Origin of the sequence: Boseongicola aestuarii, from assembly GCF_900184815.1 — a bacterium.
GTDB classification, from domain to species: Bacteria; Pseudomonadota; Alphaproteobacteria; order Rhodobacterales; family Rhodobacteraceae; genus Boseongicola; species Boseongicola aestuarii.
Genome location: NZ_FXXQ01000006.1, coordinates 182,058 through 192,946, shown reverse-complemented (window position 1 = coordinate 192,946; position 10,889 = coordinate 182,058). Strand labels below are relative to the sequence as shown.

The window sequence follows — 10,889 nt, the reverse complement described above, 5'->3', positions numbered from 1 at the left end:
GCCTGAATTACCAGCAGATACCGGAATACGACCCGTCACTCACCATATCACGATGTACCCGCGTCAGATCGACTACTTTCCGCTTTGGCGTGGCGTTTTTCAGCTTTTCCACTGTTTCCGCATAGTAGTTGCCAACCAGGACCGTGCCGGCGCTTTCGATCAGATCATCAATGTCGCCGATCAGGCGTGTTTCAAGGTCGGGAATACCCTCGTTGCCGCGACCGGCACCGGGTGTGCCCGCGTCAAAGGCCTCTTTCACGAAGGGGTCATAGATCTCGACCTTGACGCCCTTGCCGATCAAGCGCGCGGCCAAAGCCACCAGCGGGCTTTCACGCAGATCGTCCGTGCCGGGTTTGAAGCTGATACCGACAAAGCCAACCGATTTGGCACCGGACTCGTCGATCATCGCCTCAGCGCGCGCAATCTGGGCCTCGTTGGCCTCAAGAACTGCATTCAACAAATGCGCCTGAGTGCCCGTACTGCGCGCAAGAAATCCAAGCGCGCGCACGTCTTTCGGCAGGCAAGAGCCGCCAAACGCAAACCCGGGACGCATGAAATACGGCGACATCGCTGCCTTCTTGTCCGAACACAGGATTTCCATGACGGTTTGACCATCAATACCGGAAGCCTTCGCGATATTGCCGATCTCGTTGGCAAAGGTCACTTTGACGGCCCGCCAGCAGTTGGAGGTGTATTTCAACAACTCGGCGGTGCGAATATCCACTTTGTGGATGTCGCAAGGCATGTCCTTGTTCAATTCCGACAAGAACGCGCGCGTGCCGTCATCCATTGACCCAAAGACCACAAGGCCCGGATCATAATAGTCCGCGATTGCCGTGCTTTCGCGCAGGAATTCAGGATAATACCCCAGACCAAATCCGGTTCCGACTTTCTTGCCCGAGGTTTCCTCCAAGACCGGAATACATGCGCTTTCCGTGCTGCCTGGCACGATCGTCGAGCGAACGATAACCGAATGATAGCCTTCTTTCGACGCCATTGCCGTGCCGATATTGCGGCAAACATCAACGACATAGGACAGGCCAACCGATCCATCCGGTGCCGACGGCGTTCCCACGCAAATGAACGAGGCATCTGTATTGTCGATCGCGAACTGGGTGTCGCTCGTCGCCGTCAGCTTGCCAGCCGCGACGACGTCACGGACCAAGTCATCGATCCCTTCTTCGACAATTGGAGAATGTCCAGCGTTGATCGCGTCGATCTTGCCCGGGTCGACATCGACCGCAATGACCTCATGACCGTCCTTCGCCAAACAGGCGGCCGATACAACACCTACATAGCCGATCCCGAAAACGCTTATTTTCATGCCAAAATTCCCAGTTAACGAAACGTTACCGGGCCGGTATCGCGGTCAAACGTGAAAATTGTTTGTTCAAATCGTGATAGATCGCGTCCGAAACGGGAACAATCACGGCAACGGACGCGGAATGTCTGCCCTTCCCGCGCCTATTTTGCCGCTATGATCTTCGTTTGGCTGTCAGAACCTGCCCGACACGCTCGATCCGGCTTGCCATCGGGTCATCAAGGCCAAGAAAGGCGACATCCAACTGGACATCATTGCGTCTGGAAGCTTTCAGAGCGTCCTCCACAGCGGCAGCAATCGCGCCGCGATCAGGATCGGCAGCGCCAGAAACGGCGACGATGAACCCGCTTTTGCCTTCCTCGTATTCAGCCTTCAGCAAAACGGCTTTGTTAAAGGTTTGCTGAAGCCGAAAAAGCATGTCGCTCAATGCATTCTGCAATGTATCCGGGAAATTCTGAGGCGCAAGCAACGCACGAAACTGGCTCGTGTCCGCATCTGCAACCAACGGCTCGCCAGCCTCCCCGTCGTAGTACGCGCAAATCATCTCGATCGTTTCACCCGAGATCAGCGTGGCCGAGCTTGTGCCGCCCATATTAATCCCAAGGCCAATATCGCGGCCCCGCAGCAACTTGAACAAATCCATTCCAAGCGTGGGAGACGTAGACGCCGTCGACCCCGTCAATTCGTCGGCCTGCTCCGGCACGTCAAAAGCCAGCAGATATTGCGCATCCTTCAAGGTAAATACTTTCGGCTCATAAGTCTCGCCCTTGGCCGTATCATCCAGCAAAACAAAAATGCGAGCCTCGGCTAGCGTTTCATAAAACTGCCAAAGCTCTGCCTCGCCACCATCGAAGGTCGCCGCATAGGTACTTCCAAGAATAGTCGCATATTTCTCGGACACTTCGGCCGGCGTGCGCGGCGCGTCCGTCGCAGTCAAACCGGGTTCTTCTTCGGCCGTCACTATAACGCGGCTCGAACGGTGCGACCGAAACACGCCAACGTCGCTCTTGCTGGCGCCGTTTCCCTGATCCGACTCTGTCACCTTACCCGCACTTTCCTATCTGATCGCCTTTTGTGACACTGGGCGCCACTTCAGCCACACCTGATCCTCTCGCCTTTTCGCGCTTCAGATATGAGAAAACGAAACCCGCTTTCAAGATTTCCGTCACGGTTGGCCGAACGTTTACATCGCTTTAGTGCAATTTGACCATACCGCTAGGAAACAGACGATTTGATGGCGGAATAAAAAAAGGGCCAGACCAACAGGTCCGGCCCTACAGTGTCAGTTTTCACGCCTTGTCATTGACCGAAGACGCGGCCCAATGCTCCGTCAATCGCAGCGGTGATCGCATCGATGTCGTCGGCGGTCGCAATCAAAGCCGGACTGAGGCACAGCGTATTGTTAAATCCAGTGAGCGACCGGTTCGTCGCGCCGATAATGACGCCTTGCTGCATGCAATCAGCGACAACGCGTTGAACCAGTTTCTCATCCGCCGGTTCTTTTGTGGCCCGGTCAGCCACCAGCTCAGCACCGGCGAAAAGTCCCTTGCCTCGCACTTGTCCGATCACCGCGTGTTTCTCGGCAAGCGCATTCAGGTTTTCCAGCACGCGCTCGCCCATGACGGTGGTATTTTCCAAGAGCCCTTCTTCCTCGATGATCGCCATATTCTCGATCGCCGCCGCAGGGCCCGCCGTACAGCCCCCGAAGGTCGAGATGTCGCGAAAATAGTCCATTGGATCATCCGGAGCCGCCTTGAACATGTCAAAGACACGCTCGGTCGTAACCATACAGGCAATCGCCGCGTATCCGGACGCGACGCCCTTCGCCATCGTTACGAAATCAGGCTTCACGCCGTATTGCTGATACCCAAACCATTTGCCCGTGCGACCGACACCGCAGACGACCTCATCGATATGAAGCAGAATGTCGTATTTCGCGCAAATCTCCTGAACCCGCTCCCAGTATCCTTCCGGAGGTGTAATGACACCCCCGCCAGCGGTCACAGGCTCAAGACAAAGCGCTCCGACCGTGTCCGGGCCTTCCCGAAGGATCACCTCTTCGATCGCGTTTGCTGCACGCACACCGTAGTCGGTCACGTCGCCAAACTGCCCACGATACTCCAGACAATGCGGCACTTTCACGAAGCCGGGTGCGAAGGGCCCGTACTGCGCATTGCGCTCGTTCTGGCCGCCTGCCGACATCGTCGCCAAGGTCGAGCCATGGTAGTCGCGATCACGATAGAGGATCTTGTACTTCTTGCCGTCGTGAAGTTTGTGCGAAATCTGGCGAACAAGCTTGAACACCTTCTCATTGGCTTCAGACCCCGAGTTCACATAGTAAACCCGGCTCATACCGGGCATCTTGGAGATCAGTTTTTCTGCGAATATCGATCCCGGAATAGACCCCGCCGATTGCGCGAAGTAGTTCATTTTCACAAGTTGATCGCGCACCGCGTTGGCAATCCGTTCGCGACCATAGCCGACGTTGACGGTCCACACGCCACCCGAAACACCGTCAAGGTGCTCTTTTCCATGCTGATCCCAGACCCGCATTCCCTTACCCTCGACAATGATCCGAGGGTCCGTGCTTTCCAGCGATTTATGCTGCAAAAGGTGATGCCAAAGATGAGCACGATCAGCTTCAACAATGTGTGTGAGGTCGTTTTTTGTTATTTGCGTATTCACAGCAGTCTCCTCGCTAAAAATCGCTGCCTTAGGCGGCTTGACGACTAGTTTTGCTTCATTCCCATTTCGCAAGTTAGGGCCAGTATTACATCAGCCATAGAGCCAGTGGATAGCAAATTTTGTGCCCCGTTTGGTTCTCTTCAATTTCAATTGGCCTTAAAGATGGCTGCGGCACTGGACCTATGGGCTTCTTTTCCATTCCGTCTATAGTCTCAGCCGTGAATTAAAGCGGGTCCACAACAAAAACCCGGAAACCACAGGGAAAAAACGATGAAATCGAAAATCACACTCGGCTGCACGGCAGCCGTAATGGCACTGATGGCCTCCTTGAACGCAGCGAAAGCTGCCGACGAGATCACAGTTGCCTACTTTCTCGAATGGCCCATGCCATTCCAGTACGCCAAAGTGACAGGCGCATACGAAGAAGCGATGGGCGTCAAGATCAACTGGGTCAGCTTTGACACCGGGACCGCAATGTCGGCAGCCATGGCGTCCGGCGACGTGCAAATCTCGGTCAGCCAAGGCGTACCGCCTTTCGTGGTTGCCACATCGGCAGGTCAGGACATCCAGATTGTCGACGTAGCCGTTTCTTATTCCGAGAACGACAACTGCGTTGTGCGCACCGATCTTGAGATCGACAAGAACAGCGCGGGCGAACTTGCCGGCAAGAAAGTCGCCGTTCCTCTCGGAACCGCGGCGCACTACGGCTTCCTGAGCCAAATGGCACACTTCGGCGTAGATCTTGCGTCGCTCGAGATCGTCGATATGGCCCCAGCTGAAGGTGCGGCGGCACTTGCACAGGGTTCCATCGATATGGCTTGCGGTTGGGGCGGTGCCCTTCGTCGTATGAAGGAAAGCGGAAACATCCTGCTGACCGGCGCTGAGAAAGAAGCGCTTGGTATTCTCGTGTTCGACGCGACAACCGCACCTGCAAACTTCATCGCCGAAGAAGGCGAACTTCTTGCGAAATTCCTTAAAGTGACGGCGGATGCCAACACTGTTTGGAATGCAGGCGGCGCAGCGGCTGAAGCGATGATCCCGGTGATCGCGAAAGATGCTGGTATGGATGAAGAAGCGACAGCCCAGACACTGGCGACCTTCGCGTTCCCATCAATCGATGAGCAGTTGGGCAGTGCATGGCTCGGTGGCACGGCGCAGACCTTCATGAAAGGCGTTGCAGACGTCTTCGTAAACGCTGGTTCCATCGACGGTGCGCTTGAAACCTATGCGCCGACGGTAAATACCTCGGCACTTGAAGCTGCAAGCGCGATGTAATCGCTGAAAATACGGGCTCGGCGCAGGTTTAACTCGCGCCGGGCCCTTTTCTTGTGCACAGTTGAGCTGTGCTGCCGGAGGCGACTTCGAAAAGCCCGGCGAACTGAAAACAAAGACAATCCGGGAGCCGACCATGTCCAATCTTGTGCTCGACAAAATCTCGATGCGTTTCGATCTGCCGAATGGCAGTCACGTCCAAGCACTGCAGGATGTCTCCCTGAACATCAAAAGCGGTGAATTGATGAGTGTTCTCGGCCCTTCAGGCTGCGGCAAGACCACGCTTTTGAACATCGTTGCCGGATTTCTGGCGCCGACGTCGGGAACCGTGCAACTTAACGATCATGTCGTAACCGGCCCCGCGCAGGAACGTGGAATGGTATTCCAGAAAGGCGCATTGTTCGAATGGATGGACGTTCGCGAGAACGTCTCTTTCGGCCCAAAGATGAACAACGTCGCCAAGTCCGAATACGCGCCTAAAGTGGATCACCTTCTTGAAGTGGTCGGACTGGCCGACTTCAAGGACAAGGCCATCTATGAGTTGTCTGGCGGGATGCAGCAACGCGTCGCCCTCGCGCGCTGCCTGGCCAATGAGCCAGACGTCATCTTGATGGATGAACCCCTTGGTGCACTTGATGCACTGACCCGCGAAAAGATGCAGTCGCTGGTCCTCGACCTTTGGAAAGAAACCGGCAAGACGATCATCTTGATCACGCACTCGGTCGAGGAAGCCTTGTTGCTGGGTGAGCGCCTTTTGGTCATGGCCCCGCGCCCTGGCCGGATCCACAAGGAATATAGGCTTCCCTTCGCGGAAATGGGTGTCGGCGCTGACTTGCGCGAAGTGAAGCATCACGCTGAGTACAACGAAACGCGCGAAGAGATTCTGAACATGATCTGGGACATGGAAGAAGAAATCATGGGCCGTTCGGAGGACGCAGCATGATTATCCTTCTGATCTATATCGCAATTTTTATCGGCGCTTTTTTCGCAGTGAAGTTCATCACCTCCCGCATGGAAGCACGGCATGACTTCACGTCCCTGAAGACCGTGACGTTCGGCGATGAAAGCGCAGTTACACCCAATCGGGCTGCTTCGATCATCTCGATTGTCGCCATTTTCCTGATCTGGGGCGCATTTACCGGATCGAAGCTCACACCGATCCATGCGCCCGGACCTTTCGTCGGCGATACTTCCTTTACCTACACGATCGAAACCGCGGACGGGCGACGCGACGACGCAACGGTGTCCTTCCGAGTCTTCACTGTCGGCGAGGACGTCGATGCCATCGCAATAGAACCGGGCGATGGTTTTGCCAAGAATGACAGTGACACGGTTGGGGCATGGCGCTCAAAGCTGATCCGCGTTGATAGCAACGATGAAATCGGCCGCGATGAAGGTGCCACAATCGTTGCGGTAGACGGTCAACCTATCGCGCCCGGCGGAGCGGTTTCGGTATCCAGCGGCGAAGTCGCGATGACTCCGAAAGGGACATTGAACTACAAACCGGCGCAAGGCTGGCAAATGGAACCAATCTGGCTTCCTGCTCCGGAAGCCGTTTGGGGACGGATCGTCGAGATCAGTCAGGAAGGCTACCAGAACTCAACGCTTCTGCAGCACCTTGGTTGGTCGCTCTTCCGGGTTATTGCAGGCTTTTTCTTTGGCGCGCTGGTCGGCATCCCGCTTGGTTATGCCATGGGGCTGTCAAACTGGTTCCGTGGCTGGTTCGACCCGATCGTCGAGTTCATGCGCCCGGTTCCACCGTTGGCTCTGATTCCGCTTGTAATTATCTGGGCTGGTATCGGTGAGGTCGGCAAGATCATCCTGTTGTTTCTTGCCGCTCTCTGGATCATGACAATCGCAGCGCGCGCAGGCGTGTCGGGTGTGAACATCACCAAAGTTCACGCCGCCTATTCACTCGGCGCGTCAAAATGGCAGATCATGAGATATGTCATCATGCCGAACTCGCTACCCGAGATCTTTACGGGCGCCCGTGTCGCGATGGGTGTCTGTTGGGGCACCGTCGTGGCGGCAGAACTCGTCGCAGCCGAAAAGGGTGCGGGTATGATGATCATGGTGGCTTCGAAATTCCAGCTTACCGACATCGTGATCATGGGTATCATCCTGATCGGGATCATCGGCTACGGCATCGACATTCTCATGCGCAAAGCCGAGGATTACCTGGTGCCCTGGAAAGGTAAATCCTAAATCTGGACCTAGTATCTGGATCGATTCTCATACAGTATCGGTCCAGATATGGCCGTTCATCTCGATACTTTTTACCTGGATCCCGATCAGGACAGCACGCTCCAGCACAGGATAAAGCGCGCTGTGGTCGAAGGCATTTTGTCCGGGCGTTATCGTCCTGGCGAGCGCATGCCATCCAGCCGGATGCTGGCGAAACACCTGAACATCAGTCGCATAACGGTAACGATCGCGTATACGGACCTTGTCGCTGACGACTACCTGGTGGCGCGCGGTCGCTCAGGGTACTTTGTTTCGGATACCGCGCCCTCCTCGCCCAACTTCGAACTGCCGAGCGAGGATTCCGACAGCACGTTCGACTGGTCGCGCATTTTGAACCATCGCCCACCGCCGGCCAGTTCGATCACCCGCCCGGATAATTGGCAGAGTTACCCCTACCCCTTTATCTATGGCCAGTCCGACCAGTCGCTTTTTGATCACCAAAACTGGCGCCTTTGCGCGCTTCAAGCTCTTGGCCAAAGAGATTTCGCCGCCCTTACACTTGATCAATATGAACGCGATGACCCCAAGCTCATCGAGTACATTCAGCGCAACATCACCACGCGTCGGGGCATCCGGGCGCGTCCCGAGAACATTCTGGTCACAATGGGCGCACAAAACGCGCTTTGGCTGACGGCCCAGTTGTTGCTGACGCAACGCCGTATAGCTGTGATCGAAAACCCCGGTTATCGCGGCTTTCGAGAAATCCTTGGTGAAACCCGCTGTCGCACCGTGGAAGTCGACGTCGATGAGGACGGCTTGCCGCCCGACAAGCTTCCAGAGCAAATAGATGTCGTGTTCACGACCCCCAGTCATCACAGCCCGACAAACGCCAGCATGCCTCTGGAGCGGAGAAAGGAACTGCTCCGGTTGGCGGGCGAAAAAGGGTTTGTCATCGTCGAGGATGACTACGAGTTTGAACTTGCCTTCAAGCGTTCGCCGTCGCCGACGCTGAAATCCCTCGATGAGGCGGGTTGTGTGGTGTACATCGGCTCGTTTTCGAAATCGCTTTTTCCTGGCCTTCGCCTAGGATTCATGGTCGCGCCGACGGCGCTAATCGAACAGGCGCGCGCATTGCGCTCCACAATCATGCGCCACCCGCCTTGGCACATCCAACGGAACGCTGCGAATTTCTTGTCACTTGGGCACTACAACGCGCAGATCAATCGTATGCGTAAAGCCTATCAAAGGCGGCGTCAGGCAATGGAAGCGGCGATCGAAGACTGCGGCCTGACCTATGCGGTCCCTGCCGTTTCGGGTGGGTCTTGCTTTTGGATGAAAGCGCCGGAAGGGGTCGATACCGAGGACCTCGCTCTTGCTTTACGTACCAAAGGCGTTGTTCTTGAGCCTGGCCGCAGTTTTTATCCTCCGGGACAGGGCCCAAGCAACATGTACCGGCTGGCCTATTCGTCCATCGCCACCGCAAAGATTCCCCGAGGTATTGAATTAATCGCCGAAGAGATTGCCAATCTGGACTGAAAGAGGCCTATGGTCTGGCCCTACTGAAACCACGTCCCTGAACCTAAATATCACGGCGAGGCTTTCCGAACCCGGAAAGATATTCCACCTAGGGAGACAGTTTATGAAAATGACCACTGAGGAGGCCTTTGTTAAGGTCCTGCAACGTCACGGTATTGGCCACGCATTCGGTATCATTGGTTCGGCCATGATGCCTATTTCGGACCTGTTTCCCAAAGCCGGCATCAAGTTCTGGGATTGCGCCCACGAAGGCTCGGCCGGCATGATGTCGGACGGCTACACGCGTGCGACCGGCAAAATTTCCATGATGATCGCTCAAAACGGCCCCGGCATCACAAATTTTGTCACCGCCGTGAAGACCGCCTACTGGAACCACACACCGCTCTTGCTGGTAACGCCCCAAGCCGCGAACAAGACAATTGGCCAGGGCGGCTTTCAGGAAGTCGAGCAGATGAAACTGTTCGAAGACATGGTCGCCTATCAGGAAGAAGTTCGCGATCCGTCGCGTGTCGTCGAAGTACTGACACGCGTAATCGCACAAGCGAAACGGCTCTCGGGACCCGCTCAAATCAACATCCCGCGTGATTTCTGGACACAAGTTATTGACACGGAAATCGCCGACCCCATCGAATTCGAAGTCTCTTCCGGCGGTGAAAACTCGGTTGCGGAAGCCGCGGCACTTCTGTCGACCGCCAAAAACCCGGTCATTCTTAACGGAGCCGGTGTTGTTCTGTCCAACGGAGGCATTGAGGCGTCTCGTCTTCTGGCAGAGGTGCTCGACGCTCCGGTTTGCGTTGGTTACCAGCACAATGATGCGTTCCCCGGTTCACATCCTCTCTTTGCAGGTCCACTCGGCTATAATGGCTCGAAAGCCGGAATGGAGTTGATCAAGGAAGCTGACGTCATCCTTGCACTTGGTACTCGCCTGAACCCGTTCTCAACGCTGCCTGGATACGGCATCGAATACTGGCCGGCAGATGCCAAAATCATTCAGGTCGACATCAATCCAAATCGGATCGGCCTCACCAAGAAAGTCACTGTGGGCATCGTCGGAGATGCCGCGCGCGTAGCGAAGGGAATCCTGAACGGACTTGCAGACGGCGCAGGCGACTTTGGTCGCGCCGAACGCAAAGCGAAGATTGCCGAAACGAAATCCCGCTGGGCTCAGCAACTGTCGTCGATGGACCACGAGCAAGACGATCCGGGAACGAACTGGAACGTACGCGCACGCGAAGCCAAGCCTGACTGGATGAGCCCACGCATGGCATGGCGGGCGATCCAGTCCGCCCTGCCCCGCAATGCAATCATCTCTTCGGACATCGGCAACAACTGTGCCATCGGCAATGCGTATCCTGACTTCGATGCAGGCCGAAAATATCTGGCTCCTGGCCTGTTCGGTCCTTGCGGATATGGACTTCCGGCAATTGTTGGCGCGAAAATCGGTCAACCCGATGTGCCCGTCGTCGGCTTTGCAGGCGATGGCGCTTTCGGTATCGCTGTGAACGAGTTGACGGCCATTGGTCGCGGCGATTGGCCAGCGATCACTCAGATTGTCTTCCGCAACTATCAGTGGGGCGCTGAAAAGCGGAACTCGACCCTTTGGTTTGAAGACAACTTCGTTGGCACCGAGCTGGACGAAGAGGTTAGCTATGCGGGTATCGCCAAGGCCTGCGGGCTCGAGGGTGTAGTCGTGCGGACAATGGACGAATTGACCGCCGCACTGAACCAGGCGATCAAGGACCAAATGGAAAATGGCAAGACCACATTGATCGAAGCCATGATCAATCAGGAGCTTGGTGATCCTTTCCGTCGCGATGCCATGAAAAAACCGGTTGCCGTTGCAGGGATCAGCGCATCGGATATGGTCGATCAGAGTGGATCTTGAGCTCTC

The 10,889-nt window shown here is 55.8% G+C and carries 8 protein-coding genes; 5 read left to right on the top strand and 3 right to left on the bottom strand.

From position 1 onward, the window contains the following. Positions 1-7: 7 nt before the first annotated feature. The 3 genes from BOA8489_RS10485 to BOA8489_RS10475 all read right to left on the bottom strand — a co-directional run bounded on the left by BOA8489_RS10485 (position 8) and on the right by BOA8489_RS10475 (position 4,006). Entirely contained in the window at positions 8-1,324 is a 1,317-nt protein-coding gene (locus tag BOA8489_RS10485; RefSeq protein WP_093973965.1) for a nucleotide sugar dehydrogenase, read from the bottom strand. Between the two features lie 151 nt (positions 1,325-1,475). Next, entirely contained in the window at positions 1,476-2,363 is an 888-nt protein-coding gene (locus BOA8489_RS10480; protein ID WP_093973964.1) for an SseB family protein, read from the bottom strand. Between the two features lie 257 nt (positions 2,364-2,620). Further along, a complete protein-coding gene (locus tag BOA8489_RS10475) occupies positions 2,621-4,006 on the bottom strand; it encodes an aminotransferase family protein (RefSeq protein ID WP_093973963.1) in 1,386 nt (461 codons plus the stop codon). A gap of 270 nt (positions 4,007-4,276) precedes the next feature. Here BOA8489_RS10475 and BOA8489_RS10470 point away from each other — a divergent pair, with 270 nt between their 5' ends. From BOA8489_RS10470 to xsc, 5 genes are all read left to right on the top strand, one after another. After that, positions 4,277-5,281 carry a taurine ABC transporter substrate-binding protein gene (locus BOA8489_RS10470; RefSeq protein ID WP_093973962.1) on the top strand — a complete coding sequence of 335 codons (1,005 nt, stop codon included), beginning with the start codon at positions 4,277-4,279 and terminating at the stop codon, positions 5,279-5,281. A 133-nt stretch (positions 5,282-5,414) separates the two neighbouring features. Continuing rightward, entirely contained in the window at positions 5,415-6,221 is an 807-nt protein-coding gene (locus BOA8489_RS10465; RefSeq protein ID WP_093973961.1) for a taurine ABC transporter ATP-binding protein, read from the top strand. Further along, entirely contained in the window at positions 6,218-7,483 is a 1,266-nt protein-coding gene (locus BOA8489_RS10460; protein WP_093973960.1) for an ABC transporter permease, read from the top strand. The genes BOA8489_RS10465 and BOA8489_RS10460 overlap by 4 nt, the downstream gene beginning before the upstream one ends. 48 nt (positions 7,484-7,531) lie before the next feature. Then, complete coding sequence (pdxR, locus tag BOA8489_RS10455; protein WP_093973959.1) at positions 7,532-8,998, top strand: MocR-like pyridoxine biosynthesis transcription factor PdxR; 1,467 nt, start codon at positions 7,532-7,534, stop codon at positions 8,996-8,998. Positions 8,999-9,101: 103 nt separating this feature from the next. Next, the gene (gene xsc / locus BOA8489_RS10450; RefSeq protein WP_093973958.1) at positions 9,102-10,883 is read left to right on the top strand and encodes a sulfoacetaldehyde acetyltransferase; all 1,782 of its coding nucleotides are present in this window, start codon (positions 9,102-9,104) and stop codon (positions 10,881-10,883) included. Positions 10,884-10,889: the final 6 nt, after the last annotated feature.